20 protein-coding genes are annotated in these 18909 nt (G+C 35.9%); 16 read left to right on the forward strand and 4 right to left on the reverse strand.

What is annotated here, in order from left to right:
- The first annotated feature begins 270 nt into the window (after window positions 1-270).
- The 4 genes from Q9306_RS20035 to shc all read left to right on the forward strand — a co-directional run bounded on the left by Q9306_RS20035 (window position 271) and on the right by shc (window position 4154).
- A complete protein-coding gene (locus Q9306_RS20035) occupies window positions 271-519 on the forward strand; it encodes a DUF1294 domain-containing protein (protein WP_306201740.1) in 249 nt (82 codons plus the stop codon).
- Between the two features lie 241 nt (window positions 520-760).
- Window positions 761-1690: an EamA family transporter RarD gene (gene rarD / locus Q9306_RS20040; RefSeq protein ID WP_306201669.1), complete on the forward strand. Its 930-nt coding sequence runs from the start codon at window positions 761-763 to the stop codon at window positions 1688-1690.
- A gap of 78 nt (window positions 1691-1768) precedes the next feature.
- Window positions 1769-2194 carry a divergent PAP2 family protein gene (locus Q9306_RS20045; RefSeq protein WP_306201672.1) on the forward strand — a complete coding sequence of 142 codons (426 nt, stop codon included), beginning with the start codon at window positions 1769-1771 and terminating at the stop codon, window positions 2192-2194.
- Between the two features lie 100 nt (window positions 2195-2294).
- Window positions 2295-4154: a squalene--hopene cyclase gene (gene shc / locus Q9306_RS20050; protein ID WP_306201674.1), complete on the forward strand. Its 1860-nt coding sequence runs from the start codon at window positions 2295-2297 to the stop codon at window positions 4152-4154.
- A 20-nt stretch (window positions 4155-4174) separates the two neighbouring features.
- Here the strand turns inward: shc and Q9306_RS20055 are convergent, their stop codons facing one another.
- Entirely contained in the window at window positions 4175-4327 is a 153-nt protein-coding gene (locus tag Q9306_RS20055; RefSeq protein ID WP_371932415.1) for a YfhD family protein, read from the reverse strand.
- A 132-nt stretch (window positions 4328-4459) separates the two neighbouring features.
- Here Q9306_RS20055 and fabG point away from each other — a divergent pair, with 132 nt between their 5' ends.
- Entirely contained in the window at window positions 4460-5194 is a 735-nt protein-coding gene (fabG, locus tag Q9306_RS20060) for a 3-oxoacyl-ACP reductase FabG (protein WP_306201678.1), read from the forward strand.
- A 69-nt stretch (window positions 5195-5263) separates the two neighbouring features.
- On the opposite strand, the gene Q9306_RS20065 is transcribed toward fabG, so the two are convergent.
- Entirely contained in the window at window positions 5264-6748 is a 1485-nt protein-coding gene (locus tag Q9306_RS20065; RefSeq protein ID WP_306201680.1) for an aldehyde dehydrogenase family protein, read from the reverse strand.
- Between the two features lie 448 nt (window positions 6749-7196).
- Between Q9306_RS20065 and Q9306_RS20070 the strand changes: the two genes are divergently transcribed.
- The 7 genes from Q9306_RS20070 (at window position 7197) to Q9306_RS20100 (ending at window position 14404) form a co-directional block, all read left to right on the forward strand.
- Window positions 7197-7475 (forward strand): YhdT family protein, encoded by a 279-nt coding sequence (locus Q9306_RS20070; RefSeq protein WP_306201682.1) that lies wholly within the window; start codon window positions 7197-7199, stop codon window positions 7473-7475.
- Between the two features lie 2 nt (window positions 7476-7477).
- Window positions 7478-8917, forward strand: coding sequence for a sodium/pantothenate symporter (panF, locus tag Q9306_RS20075; RefSeq protein ID WP_306201684.1), 1440 nt, complete (start codon window positions 7478-7480; stop codon window positions 8915-8917).
- 210 nt (window positions 8918-9127) lie between these two features.
- Window positions 9128-9415, forward strand: a complete 288-nt coding sequence (locus Q9306_RS20080; RefSeq protein ID WP_306201686.1) for a hypothetical protein — start codon at window positions 9128-9130, stop codon at window positions 9413-9415.
- Window positions 9416-9710: 295 nt separating this feature from the next.
- Window positions 9711-10658 (forward strand): nucleoside hydrolase, encoded by a 948-nt coding sequence (locus tag Q9306_RS20085; protein ID WP_306201688.1) that lies wholly within the window; start codon window positions 9711-9713, stop codon window positions 10656-10658.
- A 147-nt stretch (window positions 10659-10805) separates the two neighbouring features.
- Window positions 10806-11885, forward strand: a complete 1080-nt coding sequence (locus Q9306_RS20090) for a serine hydrolase (RefSeq protein WP_306201742.1) — start codon at window positions 10806-10808, stop codon at window positions 11883-11885.
- A gap of 101 nt (window positions 11886-11986) precedes the next feature.
- Window positions 11987-13495, forward strand: coding sequence for an argininosuccinate lyase (gene argH / locus Q9306_RS20095; protein ID WP_306201690.1), 1509 nt, complete (start codon window positions 11987-11989; stop codon window positions 13493-13495).
- Window positions 13496-13564: 69 nt separating this feature from the next.
- A complete protein-coding gene (locus Q9306_RS20100) occupies window positions 13565-14404 on the forward strand; it encodes a GNAT family N-acetyltransferase (protein WP_306201692.1) in 840 nt (279 codons plus the stop codon).
- Between the two features lie 27 nt (window positions 14405-14431).
- On the opposite strand, the gene Q9306_RS20105 is transcribed toward Q9306_RS20100, so the two are convergent.
- The gene (locus tag Q9306_RS20105) at window positions 14432-15184 is read right to left on the reverse strand and encodes a (S)-benzoin forming benzil reductase (RefSeq protein ID WP_306201694.1); all 753 of its coding nucleotides are present in this window, start codon (window positions 15182-15184) and stop codon (window positions 14432-14434) included.
- A 128-nt stretch (window positions 15185-15312) separates the two neighbouring features.
- Here Q9306_RS20105 and Q9306_RS20110 point away from each other — a divergent pair, with 128 nt between their 5' ends.
- From Q9306_RS20110 to Q9306_RS20120, 3 genes are all read left to right on the forward strand, one after another.
- On the forward strand, window positions 15313-15768 hold the full coding sequence (locus Q9306_RS20110) for a ferritin family protein (RefSeq protein ID WP_306201696.1): 456 nt from the start codon (window positions 15313-15315) through the stop codon (window positions 15766-15768).
- Window positions 15769-15917: 149 nt separating this feature from the next.
- On the forward strand, window positions 15918-16319 hold the full coding sequence (locus Q9306_RS20115) for an NUDIX hydrolase (protein WP_306201698.1): 402 nt from the start codon (window positions 15918-15920) through the stop codon (window positions 16317-16319).
- Window positions 16320-16404: 85 nt separating this feature from the next.
- Window positions 16405-17022 carry an acetate uptake transporter gene (locus Q9306_RS20120; RefSeq protein WP_306201700.1) on the forward strand — a complete coding sequence of 206 codons (618 nt, stop codon included), beginning with the start codon at window positions 16405-16407 and terminating at the stop codon, window positions 17020-17022.
- Between the two features lie 46 nt (window positions 17023-17068).
- Here Q9306_RS20120 and Q9306_RS20125 read toward each other — a convergent pair whose 3' ends face one another.
- Window positions 17069-18181: a phosphodiester glycosidase family protein gene (locus Q9306_RS20125; protein WP_306201702.1), complete on the reverse strand. Its 1113-nt coding sequence runs from the start codon at window positions 18179-18181 to the stop codon at window positions 17069-17071.
- A gap of 487 nt (window positions 18182-18668) precedes the next feature.
- Between Q9306_RS20125 and cspD the strand changes: the two genes are divergently transcribed.
- A complete protein-coding gene (gene cspD, locus Q9306_RS20130) occupies window positions 18669-18869 on the forward strand; it encodes a cold-shock protein CspD (RefSeq protein ID WP_035430809.1) in 201 nt (66 codons plus the stop codon).
- Window positions 18870-18909 lie beyond the last annotated feature (40 nt).

Below are 18909 nucleotides of genomic sequence, written 5' to 3' on the forward strand. Positions count from 1 at the left end.
TGTATTTCTTAATTATACAAAAATGTACCATACAGAGAGAGACTTTTTTAGTGTCTACTCTATAGGGTACATTTTACTTCTATGCATGGACAGATGCTCTCGCCCACCTAAAAAAAGATGGTTTTATGTCGGTTTTTTATTTGTATTTATATAGTTTAAAAACAAAATGAGTGTATAATAGATTGAAATTCTCGCCAGTGAGAAGTTTACTACCTAGTGAGTGTAGGACGAATAGTTGGAAAAATGTATGAAAGAGGTTTTCATAATATGGTGAAATGGAGTTATTTTGTTTTCATTAATATTTTTGCTTTTATAATGATGGGGCTAGATAAAAGGAAAGCAAAGAAGAAGCAGTGGCGTACACCAGAGAGTACGTTATTTTTAGTTGCGGCAGCAGGGGGAGGAATTGGAGCTTGGATTGGCATGTATATGTTTCATCATAAAACACACAAAAATAAGTTTGTGTTTGGTATTCCATCTCTTGCCGCTGCAGGTGTATATGTCTTTTGGATATTGTAAAGAGTTTATCCCGCATTAACGCGCAGTAAGACCCCCACCTCAAGATTGAGAGAGAAGCGAAGAAGATAGGTGGGGGATAACTGCCCGTAAAAGCCCGATTGGTTCAACTAACCATCAGTGGTGAGGGAAAAAACCCCCGCTGATAGAAGTTTCACTTTATATGAAAAGGTTATGTAGCGGAAAATTGTAAAGTAATAAAAGGACATTTTATAATGAAGAAAAAAGAAAAGAGGAGAGTTAAATGGAAGCGCAAAAAAAAGGGATGATATATGCGACAAGTGCATATATGATGTGGGGGATCCTGCCGCTTTATTGGAAATTGGTAGACAAAGTTCCGGCAGAAGAAATTTTAGCGCATCGCATCGTCTGGGCATTCGTTTTTATGTTATTCGTTTTATTCATTTCTAAACGTTTTGGACAGTTTACGAATGAGTTTGTTCAACTGTTTAAACGCCCTAAATTATTCATGTCATTAACTATCGCTTCTATATTAATTAGCGGGAACTGGTTTGTGTACATATGGGCTGTTAATCATAACCATGTCATCGAAGCAAGTCTAGGTTATTATATTAATCCGCTTGTTAGTATTTTACTTGGCACGCTTGTGTTAAAAGAAAAACTTAATTTTTGGCAATACATTGCTGTGGGCTTAGCTGCATTTGGAGTTGCAATTTTAACACTACGCTATGGATCGATTCCGTGGATTGCAATTTCGTTAGCATGTACGTTTGGGTTATATGGTTTATCAAAGAAATTATTAGATTATGATTCAATGATTGGGCTGACGATGGAAACGATGCTTGTAACACCGTTTGCTCTCGTATATTTAGGGATGCTTGGTGCCGAAGGGATTAGTTCATTTGGGACAGTGTCGATTACATCGACATTACTTCTAGCGGGAGCGGGTATTGTTACTGCACTGCCGCTTTTATATTTTGCAAAAGGTACAAAGCTTATTCCGTTATCAATGATCGGTTTTTTGCAATATATCGCACCGACAATTAGTCTTGTATTAGGAATCTTTGTTTTTCATGAACGTTTTACTACTGCACACATGACGGCATTTTTCTTTATTTGGATTGCGTTATTTATCTTTTCGATAGCAAAAACGAAATTTATGTTAAATAAGCAGCCGAAATTTATAAAAAATAAATCTGCAAAAGTTTCGTAAAACGGCATAGTATTATGTATGCCGTTTTCTTTATAATGAAAATAAGGATATTCCATTATAAGCGGTGAGGTGCGAATTATGGAAACAATTTTACATAACAACCCATTAATGTCTGCAGTGATTGCCTGGTTTTTAGCACAACTTGCAAAAGTGATCATCACCTTAGTAAAAAAAAGAGAGTTTGATTTTGCACAATTTTTTGCTTCGGGCGGAATGCCGAGTTCTCATTCTTCCACCGTGACAGCATTAGCAATCGCAATTGGAATTGAAGAAGGATTTTCAAGTTCTCTATTTGCGATTGTGGCAATTTTTGCGATTATTGTCATGTATGATGCATCTGGAGTGAGGCTTGCTGTCAGTAAACAAGCGAAAATTTTAAATGATTTTTTTCATGGAAGACAAACGGATTATAAAAAATTGAATGAACTTGTCGGACATACGCCATACCAAGTCATTATTGGGGCGCTTTTAGGAATTGTTGTTGCGATTTGTTATTGTTCGTAAGCAAAGTGAGGAATGAATCTTGCTTTGCTTTTTCTTTTGCGCATATTTACGTATTTGTTTGAATATCGTATATGGATTCAGTACAGAAGGGGGGATATCTATGCTATTGTATGACAAAGTAAAATACGAAATGGAGCGCCAGATTACAGCGTTACGTACGATGCAGCAAAGGGATGGAACATGGCGCTTTTGTTTTGAAGGATCCCCGCTTACAGATTGCACGATGATTTTCTTGTTGCGTATGTTAAGAAAAGAAAAAGAAATAGAGCCATTTGTAGCAAGGCTTACTTCTTTGCAAGCAAATGAAGGAACGTGGAAGTTGTATGAAGATGAGCCAAATGGGAATCTTTCAGCTACCATTCAAGTTTATGCGGCATTGTTAGCTTCTTTGCAATATAAGAAAGAAGACCGAATTATGCGCCGCGCAGAACAATTTATTCGTGAACAAGGTGGAATTACAAATGCTCATTTTATGACAAAATTTTTGTTAGCGCTGCATGGACAATACAATTATCCTCCATTGTTTCATTTCCCTATGCCTTTTTTCTTTCTACCCGATCATTCCCCGTTCAGTATGTATGAGGTGAGTAATACTGCTCGAATTCATTTCGTGCCTACGATTCTTTGTATGAATAAGAAATTTGTAGTAGAAGAAATTGACGTTCCTGATTTGAATCATATAGTGGGTGCAAATAAATCAAATTGGTTTCATTCTCAGCGCTCTTCAGTTTGGCAAACAATTATATCTGAAGGGGAAAAGTTAATTTCGTATCCGCATACACTTCATCAAAAAGGGTATAAAGCAGCGGAACGATTTATGTTAGAACGTATAGAAGGAAATGGAACACTTTACACTTATGCAAGCGCTACTTTTTATATGATTTATGCCCTCCTTGCCCGCGGTCATTCTATACATTCTCCTATTATTGAGAAAGCTGTATTAGGGTTACAGTCGTACATATGGAACACAAAGAATGGTGCTCATTTACAAAACTCACCTTCAACAGTGTGGGATACTGCTCTTTTAAGTTACGCTTTGCAAGAAGCAAATGTGTCAGAAGATGATGCGATGATTGAACGAGCAAATCGCTTTTTATTAAAGAAGCAGCATACTTCTTATGGCGATTGGCATGTGCATGCCCCTTCTTTATCTCCTGGTGGCTGGGGATTTACTGATATGAATACCATTGTGCCAGATTGTGATGATACAACAGCAGCACTGCGCTCACTTACTTCTATCGCGAAGAAAGATAAGAAAGTGAAACGAGCTTGGGATAAAGGGATACATTGGATTCTTGGAATGCAAAATACAGATGGAGGCTGGGGAGCATTTGAGAAGAATGTTGATAAACATATGTTTCTGCATCTTCCGCTTGATAATACAGAAGATATGATTCTTGATCCGTCTACAGCAGATATAACAGGAAGGGTACTTGAGTTTTTTGGAACGCATGCACTGAATGAAATAAACAGGTATGATTTACAACGCGGGATGCACTGGCTTCTACGCAATCAAGAACAAAATGGTTCATGGTATGGAAAGTGGGGAGTTTGTTACATATATGGTACATGGGCTGCTGTAACAGGCCTGCGGGCAAATGGTTTGCCAAAGAAACATCCAGCAATAGACAAAGCAGTACGGTGGTTAGAAATGATTCAACATCGAGATGGAGGCTGGGGAGAATCGTGCAGAAGCAGCAAGGAGAAACGATTTATTTCCACGTCTTTTAGTACACCTTCTCAAACTGCGTGGGCTTTAGATGCGCTCATTGCTGTGCATGATAGGGAGACACCATGCATTCAAAACGGAATCAATTATTTGTTAGAGCATTCATTTCACAATACTGAATATCCAACTGGAACAGGACTTCCAGGAGAGTTTTATATTCGCTATCATAGTTATCATCATTTATTTCCTTTATTAACATTCGCGCATTATGTGAAAAAATACAAAAAATAAACCGAGAACATATCCTCGGTTTATTTTTTGTTGCTTTGTTGTTGTTTTTGACGTGCATCTGCAGCATCTGCACGCGCTTGCGCCTCTAAGTCGTCTTGATCAGCAAGCTCCCTAGAAAATTCAACATCAATACCGTCAGAAACTTTGTTTTGCTGTACATTCTTTTTCTTCATCTTACACAATCTCCTTGTGTTATGCTAAGTTGCAATTATAGTGTGACACAAATTGACTTTTTTATACAAAAAGGAAAATGACATATGTAAGACGAAATATATAGAAAATATATTGAAAAGTGGGGGAGAAGAATGAACTTTTTAGAGGGAAAAACAGCTGTTGTCACTGGTGCCGCGCAAGGAATTGGAAAAGAAATTGCCCGTGTATTTTGCTCTTTAGGAGCGAAAGTATTGCTAAGTGATATGAATCAAGAAATTTTAAATAGTACGACAACCCAATTGTTACAGGAAGGATATGATGTTAGGGCTTATGTTTGTGATGTAAGCAGTCATACAGATGCAAAATCGCTAATTGAGTATGCGATTCAAACATACGGTGCATTGCATATTTTAGTAAATAATGCAGGTATTACACGAGATGCAATGCTGCATAAAATGGAAAAAACAGCGTGGGAACAAGTGCTGCAAGTAAATATAACAGGAGTATTTAATTGCATGCAACCAGCACTTTTACATATGCGCGAGCAACAATATGGACGCATTATTAATATTTCCTCGATTAGCTGGCAGGGAAATATCGGCCAAGCAAACTACGCTGCTGCGAAAGCAGGTGTAATTGGACTGACGAAAACAGCATCAAAAGAAGCAGCCGGATTTGGTATTACATGTAATGCAATTTGTCCGGGATTTATGGATACCGATATGACGAAAGCTATACCAGACAAAGTAAAGGACAAAATGATTACGGCAATTCCAGCAGGACGAATCGGATCACCGCAAGATATTGCACATGCAGTTGCCTTTCTAGCATCAGACTTTGCTTCATATATTACTGGAGAAGTGTTGAATGTAAGTGGGGGATTATAAGTATTAAGAAAAACGCTCACTGTTCTTACTAATACAGAGAAGGTCTTGCCAATTGGCAAGACCTTTCTTCTAGTTTAAGTTGATCCAAACGCTCTTTACTTCTGTATAGTTATTTAACGCATAAGAACCCATTTCTCGTCCAAGACCTGATTGTTTATATCCTCCAAACGGAGACGCTGCATCAAAGACGTTATAACAGTTTACCCATACCGTTCCAGCTCTTAATTTATTTGCAACATAATGTGCATTTTTCATGTTTTCCGTCCACAAACCAGCTGCTAATCCATATGCTGATTTATTAGCACGTTCAATCACTTCATCAATGTCATCGAATGGCATTGCAGCAACGACAGGACCGAAAATTTCTTCTTTTGCAATCGTCATTTCATCTTGTACAGCTGCGAAGATTGTTGGGGAAACGTAATAACCATTTTCAAAAGGCTTCGTTCCGCCAACTAATATTTCTGCACCTTCATTTTTTCCTTTTTCAATATAGCCCATCACTCGATTTTGTTGTTCTTCTGATACAAGGGGACCAATAGTAGTTTGTGGATCTAATCCAGCACCTTGCGTTAAGCTTTTTGAATATAAGGCAAGATCTGCTACAACATTATCATACATTTTCTTTGGAATGAACAAGCGAGATCCAGCGCAGCATACTTGTCCTTGATTAAACATAACGCCCGAAAGTGCGGCTGGAATTGCACGAGACAAATCAGCATCAGGTAAAATAATATTTGGCGATTTACCCCCAAGCTCTAATGTTACGCGTTTTAAAGATTGAGATGCTTCTTTCATAATGTGTTTTCCAACTTCAGTGGAGCCTGTGAAAGCAATTTTATCAACGAGAGGGTGACTGACAAGAGCTTGACCAGCTGTTTCGCCGTATCCAGGTACAATGTTAATAACACCTTTTGGAAATCCAGCTTCTTCAATCAGTTCAGCTAAATATAGCGCGGAAAGAGGTGTTTGTTCTGCTGGTTTTAATACAACAGTACATCCGGTTGCTAGTGCTGCTCCTAGTTTCCACATCGCCATTAAAAGAGGGAAGTTCCAAGGGATAATTTGACCAACAACACCAACTGGTTCATGGCGTGTATAGTTAAAATAATCTCCTGAAACAGGGATTGTTTGACCAACTAATTTTGTTGCCCATCCAGCGTAATAACGCATATGTTCAATTGCAAGAGGAATATCTGCAGTTGTTGTTTCTTGAATTGGTTTTCCATTATCTAATGTTTCAAGTTGTGCAAGCTCGTCTTTATGTTTTTCCATTAAATCAGCAAGCTTGTACATGAGACGGCTGCGATCCGCGCCGCTCATACGTGACCATGGACCTTCATCAAATGCCACGCGTGCTGCCATGACAGCTTTATGAATATCTTCACGACTGCCTTCATATACAACGGCTAATGTATCGCCAGTTGCTGGATTTGGTGTTTTAAATGTTTTGCCTGAAGCGCTTTCAATAAAGTCTCCGTTTACATATAACTTTTTAGTTCCTTGTAAAAATTTCTCTACTCTTTCATGAAGGTTCACAGCTAGTTGACTCATTGTATAACCCCCTTAAAAATATATAATGTAAACGCAGCAAAATGCTCCGTTTATTCCAAATAAAGGCGGAGGTGTAAAATAAACTAGGTGAATGACATCTAATTTCAATCGTAACTTAAAGAATCAGAAATTTCAATCTTTAATTCTGTTATAATTGTTAAAAATATGTAAATGCAAATTGAAAAACTGACATAAAACCTCTTTTTTTAGGGAGGACAAGAATGTCTGGCCGCGCATAGGAGCGGTCAGGTTCTATTCAGGCTAGTAGCTAGCATCTTGTATTCTGCATAGCTGCAATCTATGTGTTAAAAAAATCAAAGTAGATTTATATATGTAATTTTTTATGGAAGTCCAATCTTTTTTCGTGAAAGATGTTCATTTTGCTTTTTTGTAGGAAAAACTATACAAAGAATGTTACAATAATACATCGTGGAAGGAGGGGATAGAAATGAATCGACATCATGAAGATCCGCGTTTTCGCATTGCACATCGTGAAGCCTGGATTGGAATTGGACTTGCTGTTATCAACTTTCTGATATGGTACGGTTTTGCATACGGATTAGGTAGTGGTAACCCAAAAGATTATGCATACATATTAGGATTCCCAGCTTGGTTCTTTTATAGTTGTATAGTTGGATTTATTGTAATGGTTTTACTTATTGTCTTTGTTGTTCGTTTCGTCTTTCAAGATGTTTCGTTTGATGAGGAAGAAAAGAGTGAGGAATGAAAATGAACTGGTATGTAATTATTCCAATGATGTTATCTTTTGTTGTTGTATTTTTAATTGGTGTATATGCATCGAGACGAGTGCGAGCGACCGCGCATAACAAATTTTTGCAAGAGTATTTTCTCGGTGGCCGTGAACTTGGTGGATTATTATTAGCAATGACGATGATTGCGACGTATGGAAGTGCGAGTAGCTTTATTGGTGGGCCTGGAATTGCCTATAATACGGGCCTTGGCTGGGTATTGTTGGCGTCTATTCAAGTTGTAACGGGTTACATTGTATTAACTGTACTGGGGAAGAAATTTGCGATTATTGCAAGGAAAATGGAAGCTATTACGTTAATTGATTACTTGAAAGGAAGATATAATAATAAAGCTGTTGTTATTTTATCAGCATTATGTATTATTATTTTCTTGTTTTCAGCAACTGTTGCGCAGTGGGTTGGCGGTGGAAGATTAATTGAATCATTAACAGGTCTTTCTTATACAACGTCTTTATTTCTTTTTACGTTCTTTGTACTTGTTTATGTTTTGATTGGTGGTTTTCGTGCTGTTGCGCTTTCAGATACAATTCTCGGTCTTATTATGTTAATTGGTACAACAATTATTTTAATTGGTACAATTATTGCAGGCGGTGGTGTTTCAAATATCATGCAAGAGCTTGTACAGATTAATCCCAATCTTATTACGCCGTTTGGGGCGGACGGTAGTCTGACAAAAGTTTATGTGTCTTCATTTTGGATTTTAATTGGTGTGGGAGTTGTGGGCTTACCGCAAATTAGCGTACGTGCAATGTCGTATAAAAATTCAAAAGCGATGCATCAAGCTTTAATTATTGGCACTGTTGTTGTTGGCACAATTATGATTGGCATGCATTTAACTGGTGTATTCGCACGTGTCGTTTTACCAGGAGTGGATGTACCGGATAAAGTAATGCCGTTGCTTGCGATGAAAGTATTGCCGCCTTGGCTTGCTGGTATTTTCTTAGCAGCTCCAATGGCAGCTATTATGTCGACGGTGAATTCATTGTTGTTACTTGTGAGTTCTTCTATTATTAAAGATATTTATGTGAATTATATAAACGAAAATGCTGCGGATCAAACCGTAAAACGTGGAACGCTCTGGATTACAGCGATTGTTGGATTACTTGTTTATGCTGCAGCGATTAAACCGCCTGACTTTTTAATTTGGTTAAATTTATTTTCTTTTGGTGGTTTAGAAGCAGCATTTATTTGGCCGCTTGTACTTGGTTTGTATTGGAAAAAAGGGAATGCTGCCGGGGCACTTGCTTCTATTATTGTTGGAGTTGGTTCTTATATGGGATTTCATTTGCTTCTCCCTAATCCTTTCGGTGTTCATACGGTCGTATTTCCGGTCTGTTTAGCACTTATCGCTTACATTATAGGGAGCATGTTGTTTTCACGTAAGTTGCAACAAATTTGAAATCTCTAAAAAGAGCAAGAGAACATCATTAAACGTATTGTAATTAGAAGAGGCTGCTATGTAAAATATGAGAGCATAGCAGCCTCTTCTTTTTTATATTCTCTACTACGCATTCATTTGGTATAAATTGATATTTTGTTAATAAATGTAATACAATGGATTTTGATATTATTTTAAATATTCAGAAATTCGAGTAAGAGGGGTTGGGAAATGAATTTTAATAAAAAGGTATTTGAAATAATGGATTCTATAGAAAATGCAGATAATGGATTTGAAGATATATTAGAATTATCTTTGAGATGTAAGTTTTCTGATTGCACACATACAACTGAGCCTAACTGTGGTGTTAAAAAAGCAATCTCTGAAGGCATCTTCTCAGAGGAGAAATTTAACAATTATTATAGAGTTAAAAATGAGGCAGAATATGTTTCTAAGCAAAAGAATAAAACTAAGGCTATTGATTATATGAAGCAACTGAAACTTTTTCAACGGTCTTAGCTAAGCTAATTCATAATTATTTATACTGTAATACATATAATATATGAATAAAGGGCAGTACATTTTTTATATGTACAGCCCTTTATTCATTGAGACTTTGTAAAATTTATGCCTTGATAAATTTATTTTCCTGTTTTTTATTTTGCAATCTTATGTGCGCTATATGTAAAACAGTCTTTTTCATGAAAATAATCCATTCATAATTTGTTTATAATTTTTCTCAGGTGAGATAAAAAATGCTCGCATTTACTTCTGTACACTTTCTTTCGTTCATATAGTAATAGCAATTGATAGGATGGAGTTGAATGCCTTGAAAAAAGTACTGTTTCTTGGAGATCCAGGTATTGATGATTCATTGGCAATTATATACGGTTTATTACATCCTGATATTGATATTGTTGGCATTGTAACCGGATATGGAAATGTTACGCAGGAACAAGCGACGAATAATGCAGCATATTTATTACAAATAGCAGGAAGAGAAGATATTCCAATTATTAATGGAGCAAAGATTCCTTTATCAGGAGGATTTATAACATATTATCCGGAAATACATGGGCAAGAAGGATTAGGTCCTATTCGTCCACCTGAAACGATTAAAGCGAATGTGAATCCATTTTGCGAAATATTTGAGATTATTAAAAAATATAAAGGAGAAATAATTATCGTTGATGCGGGGCGTTCAACAAGTTTAGCAACGGCCTTTATTTTAGAGAAAGAACTGATGAAAAGTGTGAAAGCGTATTACATCATGGGGGGAGGGTTTCTTGTTCCAGGTAATGTTACCCCTGTTGCAGAAGCGAATTTTCACGGAGATGCGATTGCGTCAAATCTAGTCATGCAATATGCGGAACATGTTACGTTAATCCCGCTAAATGTGACGAATGAAGCAATCATTACTCCAAATACTGTTACATATATTGCAAAGAAAACAAAAACAAATTTCAATAAATTGATCGAACCGATTTTTAATTATTATTACGGAGCTTATAAAAAATTAAATCCTAAAATAGGAGGAAGTCCAATTCATGATGTTGTCACAATGATGGCTGTCGGCAATCCTTCTTTGATGGAATATGTTTATCGCCGAGTTCAAGTTGATGTAGATGGTCTTGCAAAAGGGGAAAGTATAGCTGATTTTAGACCGCAGCCAAGTGCTGAGGCGATGAAAAACTGGGTAAGAATTGGGTGGAAATTACATTACAAACAATTTCTCGAAGATTTTATTCGGATTATGACATAGACAATATGCAAGTTTACAAGTTACAATAGAGGCGATCTTATATAGATCGCCTCTATTGTTTTTTATATGAATTATATATAATAGATTACAAGATATAGTTTAGGAGAGGAATTCCATTTGAAAACAATTGGATTGTTTGTGGGAATAATTGGTATATTCGCATTTATTATCTCAGGAAATTTTTTAGTAAAAAAAGTATGGAGTTCAAATTATGATGATGCGCAGTATGTTGCATCATTTGTAGAAGAAAATAAAGAGCAAAAAAACAGCGCTTTGTTAGTAAAGCGAAATGAAAAATTGGTATATTCTGTAAACCCTAACGTTGTATTACCTGTTGCGAGTACGATGAAGCTTATTGTAGCATTGGAATTCACAAAACAAGTAGGAGAAGGAAAAATTGATCCAAATGAGCTTGTATCATTGGATGATGTTAATCGTTATTATATTCCAAAGACAGATGGCGGTGCTCATGAAAGATGGCAAAAAGTTCTAATGAAAAAAGGACTTATAGAGGAAAATGCTGTTACACTTGAGGACATCGCAAGAGGAATGATGAAATTTAGCTCAAATGCAAATACAGAGTATTTAATGGATCGTCTTGGTATCGACAATATTAATGCAAATATAAATAAACTGGCATTACCATCACATCAGCCATTATTTCCAATCGTTGCTTCATTGTATATTCCGGGATATTTACACAAGGAATTACATGTTCCGAAACAGCAACTAGAAAATAAATTAAAAAACATGTCGCAAGAAGAATATCGTAAATATGCGATGTTAATGCATGAGCGTTTAAAGCAAAAAGGCTCGCAGTTGCAAAATGAAATTCCGCTTTTCCTAGGCGAAAAGTATGAAAAAATATGGTCAGATAGATTTCCAGCCGCTTCTGCGAATGACTATATGATTTTATTAGAGAAAGCAAATCATAAAAGGGATCTTTCAAAAGAAGAAGAGAAAGAATGGGCACAACTTGTAGAATCAGATATGCAAGGGAAAAAATATCGTCAAGTTTTTCGACATGCTGGTCAAAAAAATGGCTATACCCCATGGACTTTATCTAAAGCGGTATATGCAACAGATAAACAAGGCAACTGTACAGAAATTGTCTTTTTAGCAAATGATATAAATGAAGACGACAGTGCTGAATTACGTAAACATTTACTTAATTTGCATTTTCAAATATTACAAAGTGATAAATATAAAGCGACGATTATTAAGTAAAACCGATGTGTATGCATCGGTTTTTTTCTTTGGATAAACACATTATTTTAAGTAGGTGGGTATGATGATTAATAATAAATAGACGAGGGGAGCTATTTGAAATGCAGGAGGAGAACAAGAAGTTTTTACAACGGGAAGGAGTAACCTTTCCTGGTAGGACATATGCAGATTGTATACTACAACATATATTCTGTTTTCAGAAAAAGTATTTATTAGAGGACATGTTTCGTATTCACTATGCCCATGTCATTATGTTGAAAGAAGAAGGTTTGTTAAAAAAACAAGATGCTAAAAAAATAGTAATGGCAGTAGAAAAAGTAAAAACGATCTCATTAGACAAGCTTGTATATAGTGAAGAGTATGAAGATCTCTTTTTTCTAGTTGAGCATCTCATTCAAAAAGAAGCAGACAGTGATAGTATTAGCAATATGCATATTGGACGAAGCCGAAATGATATGGGGGTGGCGATGTATCGGATGAGCTTACGACGTTATTTACTACGATACATCGAACATTTTATGTTACTACAAGAGGGTATTCTAGAGCAAGCTAAAGAGCATATGGAAACGATAATGCCGGCATATACGCATACACAGCCAGCACAGCCAACAACGTTTGGGCATTATTTACTTGCCATTTATGATATGATGGGGCGGGATACGGAGCGTTTATGGAGAGCTTATCGTGCTGTAAATCAATCTCCGCTAGGGGCGGCAGCACTTGCTACAACAAGTTTTCCAATTAATCGAAAACGGGTTTCGGATCTTCTTGGTTTTTCAAAAGTAATTGAAAATTCTTATGACGCGATTGCAAGTACTGACTATTTATTAGAAACAAGTAGTGCACTTATGATAATGATGACAAATACAAGTAGATGGCTCCAAGACTTTTTATTATTAACTACGAAAGAATACAGTGGCATTACAGTTGCAGATCCTTATGTGCAAATTAGTAGTATTATGCCGCAAAAACGTAACCCAGTATCAATTGAACATGCAAGATCTCTTGCGAGTAGTATTTGGGGAGAAGCGTTTACAGTTTTTCAAATGATTCATAATACTCCATTTGGAGATATAGTCGATACAGAAGATGATTTACAGCCGCATTTATATGAAGGGTTCGAGAAAGCAATTCGAGTTGTTTGTGTAATGAATGCGGTGGTACGTACAATGAAAATTGAAAAGGAAATTTTGCAAAGTCGTGCAAATAAGCATGCAATTACGATAACTGAATTAGCTGATTCATTAACTCGGAAGTACGATGTTCCATTTCGTCGTGCTCATCACGCAGCTAGTTATATAGCAAAATTTTCGGAAGAACAGGAAAAAGATTTGCATGAACTAAACCTAGCTGATATTAATCTTTATTTACAAAAAGAATTACAGGTTGAACTAAAAGAAAAAGAGTGGAAAGAAATAATTTCACCTCATTCATTTGTTGCAAGGAGAAATGTTTATGGAGGACCGAGCCGCGAACAGATGGAACGGATGATTAGAGAAAGAAAAGAGAATATTGCAAGGCAGGAACAAGCGTTAGAGGATGTGAAGAAAAAGCTTAGTGAAGCTGATACAGAGATCAATACAATTGTTGCAGCTATTGTAAACTCATAAAAAAGAAGGATTTTCGTTTTAAATCGCTAATATATCACTATATATTTAGGAAAGAAAGAAGAGATTATAGTGATACGACTCCACATATATACAAATTTTACGCAATTTAAAAATGATGTTCTTCCTTTTTTAGAAACATATGAGCAAGAGAATAATTTAATACTTGGTGTGTTACGATCCTCTCAGCTCCCATTATTTATGGCAACAGCTATAAAAGGGGAAGAGCTTGTATTTGTCATGCTTCAAACACATCAGCGTCAAGTTATTGTAGCGAAATCTGCGCCTTTAGAAAAAGATGATATGAGAGAGATTGCACAGCAATTAGCGGTTGCATATCCTGATGTACCTGGATTAATTGGAGAAAAACAGGTGGTAGAACGTTTAGCAGAACAACTTGCAGGTTTTCAAAATAAGTCGATTCAAATCAAAATGAATCAAGGTGTATACGGCTTAAAGTATGTTAAGAAGCAGGCTGAAAGCAATGGGATTTTTCGCCGAGTAGAATTAAAAGAAAAAGATTTAATTGAAGATTGGGTATACTGTTTTTGTGAAGATGTAAATTTAGCAATCACAAAGGAAGAAGCAGTGCATACTGCTGCTGAATTAATTGAAAGTAAACGCCTGTTTGGATGGGAAGTGGAAGGAAGGTTAGTTTCGATGGCTGCTGTTACAAGGCCGACGAAACGAAATATCACAATTAATTTTGTATATACTCCGGTGGCAGAACGTAAAAAAGGTTATGCTTTCAATTGTGTTTCAGAACTAAGTCAAAGTATGTTGGATAATGGATATGAAATGACTTCATTATATACTGATTTAGCAAATCCTACATCTAACAAAATATATAAAGAAATTGGTTATGAATTAATAATGGAGTCAGTTCTATTATTTTTAGAATCTGAACATTAGAAAAAACTCGCTATTAACGAGTTTTTTCTAATGTTCATCAATGCGTATAATACCACCTTGATTGAAGTGATTTGTTTCTAATAAATCAATAACGGCCTTTGCTACATAGTTCGGTGAAAGTAAATGATCGTTTTCTTTCAAAGTTAAGAAACGGTCAACCTGTATAAAATCTTCTTTTGGTGTTTGTCTAATTTCTGCCTGCATGTTTGTATCGACAACACCTGGCGCAAAAGATATAACCTTTACTGGGTGTTCTTTGTCAGTCTCCTCTAGAGCAATACATTTGGTAAGCATATTTATGCCAGCTTTCGTTGTGCAATATGCGCCCCAACCGAAGTACGGATTTTGACCAGCACCAGAAGAGATATTGATAATACGTTTATCTACATTCCAGTCTTTCGTGTGCTTCATAAATGCTGAAGAAAGCAACATGGGTGCTACTAAATTTACATGTACATTTGCAATTAATTGCTCACTTTCTGACCGCTCAAGTGGTTTCATTGGTGCTAACATACCGGCATTATTAATAAGGTGAATAGAAGAAACGGTTGTTACATCAATATTTGAGAAAATCTTTTCCATGAGTGATTCAATTTGCTGAATCTCTTGTAGGTTAACCGAATAGAAATCAAAGGGAATATTTAGGTGCTTTGCTTTTTCAATGAGTTGTTCGTTTTGGTTACGTGATAGCGAAATAAGTTTCGTCCCTTGTTCTAATAATTGCATGGCAATTGCCTCACCTAAACCGCGAGAAGTTCCAGTTAATATTACATAGCGCATATATTGTAATCTCCTTTCCTTATACATGCATTAGTATAAAGCATTCTTTTTTTTAGCGAAACGAAACTGAACGAAATAATTACCTCTACATACAATAAAGTAAGGCATTGTTTTGAGGGGGAGTAGGTATGTACTATGTAAATCCTAACTCGTATAATCAATTTTATCGAGTGAACGAAGGGACTTATAAACAAGTATCGCAAGCGATTTTAGAAGCGATTCAAGGGGAAGCTGCGGCAATTGATTTTTATAGCCGGCTTGTAAACGAGGCACCTAATGCAAAACATAAAAAAGATATTTCACATGCATTAGAAGATGAAAAGGTACATTTACAGCAATTTATACAATTGTTTACAACATTAACGGGGCAACAGCCAACGTATCAAGTAGTACAAACGCAATATTCTTCCTATAAAGAGGGATTAGAACGTGCGTATGAAGATGAACTAGAAGCGTATGAAGACTATCGGAATGCTTATTTGCTAACACAAAATTTAGCAGTTCGAGATGTTTTTTTTCGAGCGATGACTGATGAAATGGAGCATGCTATTCGTTTTGGGTTTTTACGATCTTCTTTATCATAAAACTAGACGATGTTGTCTAGTTTTTTCCTGTTATTTAGGATAACCATATCAAGCTTAATGTTGAGGGAAGTTACACTTTATCAATGAATGAAGTTGCTGAAGGGAATGGGAATAGACAAGAAATAATATTATGAGGAGATGTTATAAGAATGCGAGATCGAGGTGCAGCAATTATTATAGAAGAAGGAAAAGTAGCTCTTATAAAACGTATTCGGGATAAAGATGTTTACTACGTGTTTCCGGGCGGCGGAATTGAGGAAGGAGAAACCTCAGAAGAAGCAACGATTAGGGAAGTATATGAAGAGCTTGGGATACATATACAAATCAAGCAGCTTGCAAAGAAGGTAAACTACAATGGGACACAATATTTTTATGAAGCGATCATTGTAGGTGGTATATTTGGTAATGGAAAAGGTGAGGAATATATTCAAAATGAAGGTGACCGAGGCGAATATATTCCGATATGGGTTTCAATAAAGGAGATATTACATATAAATATTAAACCGTTGGAAGTAGGGAAATATATATATCAATTATATGGAAATATGTAATATATAGAAATAAAATAAAAAAGATTGACAGCACCCTCTGATTTCAGTATTGTATTCAAGTATGTGTTTAAATCAGGAGGGTTTTATGGAAAAGCAAACTACACATCATGTGAAAATGACAACAGCAGATCCGTCTGCACTAGGTTTATTTGGACTTGCAATGGTTACACTTGTTGCGTCCTCACAAAAACTTGGCTTAACAAGTGGTGTTTCATTTGTATTGCCATGGGCGATCTTCTTAGGAGGTTTTGCTCAATTATTTGCTTGCATTAACGATGCAAAGCACAATAATACATTCGGTACAACAGCGTTTGGTGGATTTGCATTATTTTGGTTTGGCGTTGGTACTTCATGGCTAATTCAACTTGGCGTATTTGGTGAGCAGTTAGCAGCAACTGTGGATCCAAAACAACTTGGAGTAGCATTTGTTGGTTACTTAATTTTTAGCTTATTTATGACAATTGGTGCAATGGAAACACATAAAGTATTATTTACGATTTTTGTACTTATTGATTTCTTATTTATAGGCCTTTCATTTAGTACTTTAGGTGTTATGCCGCATGCCATGCATAAATTAGCAGCAATTTCTGAACTGTTAATTTCACTACTTTCATTCTACGGATCAGCAGCAGCAGTATTAAACACACATTTCGGAAAAGTTGTATTACCGGTTGGTAAGCCATTTGGTATCTTCAAAAAATAACAACATAAACGAAACAGAAAAGAGCAGTTAAGTATCTGTAGGATACTTAACTGCTCTTTGTTTCGTGAGAAGCAACAGCAGATGGTCCTGTAAATTCCGCAATCTTTGAAGCTTCTGCTGGATGACCGTCAATTGTAACATCTACTTTTTGATTGTTATTGGTAGTTACAACCCAACAGTTTGGAAGGTAACGAGATTTATGAGAAAGAGTAGAAGGGATGTTTAATATATCTCCTAGGGCATACATAGTTGCAGAAGAACCGCCATCCATAGCCATCGCATTTTCAGCGCCATTTTCATATAAAAGATCCTGACAATCTTTTAAAGAAGCGCCAATACTGTGCGGTTGTCTACCATCTACGATAAGAAACATAATTGAGCCATCTTTTTTCTGAGCCATAATGCTTCGCGGGCCATATCCCCAGCCACCATCATTCGTCAGCATTTTTTCACCATTTACGATAAGTTGTGGCATAAAACCAGCTGCAGAAACAATATTTTTATTCAATAATTGCTGTGCAGAGTAGTCGCCTGTTATCATTTGTCCATATTTTGTTAAACCAGTAATAATAGCTGGTGTATTCTCATTTTGAGGCGTATGAATAATTTGCCCGTTTTCAATTACAATACCTAGACCAACTTTACCGCCACCGTGGCCTGTTTCATCTGAAAATCCACTTGCATTTACCGCAGCAAGCGCGTGATTCCGCTTTGCCATCACGTAAATTTTTTCACCGACATCGCTACCTTGTGTACCTTGCTGTGTTACAAGTTTTACATTAAGAGGATTACTAATTGTCATAAGTTTGCCTTCAAAATAATGATCCTCATATTTTTTTTGAATGGTTTCAATTTTTACGTGAAGCGGCATATGCTTTTTTGCTTCTAATTGTTGTTTTGTAAGTTTTTGAAGCCCATCAGATTGGCTGTTTTTCCATTTTGGATTATTAATTGAATTTGAAATATCATTTAATTCTTGTTGAGATAAAAATGTGAATTTTGCTAAATCACGATGTTGTGAAGTTAAGATACTTTCCGCAGCAATTACACGTAATTTATGTCCATACGGCGTACCAAACAGAACACCAGCACCAATTACAATGAAAACAAGTAATAAAATGGAGGATATTTTTATTGCCTTTTTTAAATATTTTTTCATTCTGAAAACTCCTCTTATATAATTCAGCTTTTCGTTTTTTATGGTGCAATCACTTCTTATTTAATTAGTGTAGATTCCTTTACAATATGATGATATGAACAATTTGGCAAGTGGAAAATATGAAAGTATATCGTTAAATCATAATGAAAATGGTCAGATTAAAAGTGACGGAAAAATAAGTGTATCTCATGAGGAAAGGTATAGATATAATAGAAGAAATTTAGAAATTAAATGAAGTAAAGGATGACAAGGTCTTCTTTACATAAATTTTAAAAATAAAAATTTGCATTTATGTTAATAAAGGTGTATAGTGAGATTAAACCATTTTACTTTTAATACCATAGAGATTTAAATAAGCTGTAACTTCAGAGGGGATAGCAATTTTAAATCTTCTCTGTGTTGCAGTTTTTTTTAATCTGATGATTAATTGTAAAGTGGTTGAAAATGGACATGTACATTAAGGTACATATTTTAGGAGGATTTTTTCATGCAAAACGGTAAAGTAAAATGGTTTAACGCTGACAAAGGTTTCGGTTTCATCGAAGTTGAAGGTGGAGAAGACGTATTCGTTCACTTCTCAGCTATCCAAGGCGACGGCTTCAAAACTTTAGAAGAAGGTCAAGAAGTTACTTTCGAAGTTGAGCAAGGTAACCGTGGACCACAAGCTACTAACGTAACAAAAAAATAATTGAAATGAAAGAGAAGGGAACTCCCTTCTCTTTTTTTAG

This window comes from Bacillus multifaciens, assembly GCF_030756675.1.
Taxonomy (GTDB): Bacteria; Bacillota; Bacilli; order Bacillales; family Bacillaceae_G; genus Bacillus_A; species Bacillus_A multifaciens.

What these genes read in the sequence shown, in the direction of transcription:
- argH (WP_306201690.1), top strand. Translation starts at nt 11,987, where the DNA reads ATGCAGGAGGAGAACAAGAAGTTTTTACAACGGGAAGGAGTAACCTTT.
- Q9306_RS20120 (WP_306201700.1), top strand. Translation starts at nt 16,405, where the DNA reads ATGGAAAAGCAAACTACACATCATGTGAAAATGACAACAGCAGATCCG.
- Q9306_RS20080 (WP_306201686.1), top strand. Translation starts at nt 9,128, where the DNA reads ATGAATTTTAATAAAAAGGTATTTGAAATAATGGATTCTATAGAAAAT.
- Q9306_RS20045 (WP_306201672.1), top strand. Translation starts at nt 1,769, where the DNA reads ATGGAAACAATTTTACATAACAACCCATTAATGTCTGCAGTGATTGCC.
- Q9306_RS20070 (WP_306201682.1), top strand. Translation starts at nt 7,197, where the DNA reads ATGAATCGACATCATGAAGATCCGCGTTTTCGCATTGCACATCGTGAA.
- fabG (WP_306201678.1), top strand. Translation starts at nt 4,460, where the DNA reads ATGAACTTTTTAGAGGGAAAAACAGCTGTTGTCACTGGTGCCGCGCAA.
- Q9306_RS20065 (WP_306201680.1), bottom strand. Translation starts at nt 6,748, where the DNA reads ATGAGTCAACTAGCTGTGAACCTTCATGAAAGAGTAGAGAAATTTTTA.
- Q9306_RS20085 (WP_306201688.1), top strand. Translation starts at nt 9,711, where the DNA reads ATGGAGTTGAATGCCTTGAAAAAAGTACTGTTTCTTGGAGATCCAGGT.
- Q9306_RS20125 (WP_306201702.1), bottom strand. Translation starts at nt 18,181, where the DNA reads ATGAAAAAATATTTAAAAAAGGCAATAAAAATATCCTCCATTTTATTA.
- cspD (WP_035430809.1), top strand. Translation starts at nt 18,669, where the DNA reads ATGCAAAACGGTAAAGTAAAATGGTTTAACGCTGACAAAGGTTTCGGT.
- Q9306_RS20115 (WP_306201698.1), top strand. Translation starts at nt 15,918, where the DNA reads ATGCGAGATCGAGGTGCAGCAATTATTATAGAAGAAGGAAAAGTAGCT.
- Q9306_RS20055 (WP_371932415.1), bottom strand. Translation starts at nt 4,327, where the DNA reads ATGAAGAAAAAGAATGTACAGCAAAACAAAGTTTCTGACGGTATTGAT.
- Q9306_RS20110 (WP_306201696.1), top strand. Translation starts at nt 15,313, where the DNA reads ATGTACTATGTAAATCCTAACTCGTATAATCAATTTTATCGAGTGAAC.
- Q9306_RS20105 (WP_306201694.1), bottom strand. Translation starts at nt 15,184, where the DNA reads ATGCGCTATGTAATATTAACTGGAACTTCTCGCGGTTTAGGTGAGGCA.
- shc (WP_306201674.1), top strand. Translation starts at nt 2,295, where the DNA reads ATGCTATTGTATGACAAAGTAAAATACGAAATGGAGCGCCAGATTACA.
- rarD (WP_306201669.1), top strand. Translation starts at nt 761, where the DNA reads ATGGAAGCGCAAAAAAAAGGGATGATATATGCGACAAGTGCATATATG.
- panF (WP_306201684.1), top strand. Translation starts at nt 7,478, where the DNA reads ATGAACTGGTATGTAATTATTCCAATGATGTTATCTTTTGTTGTTGTA.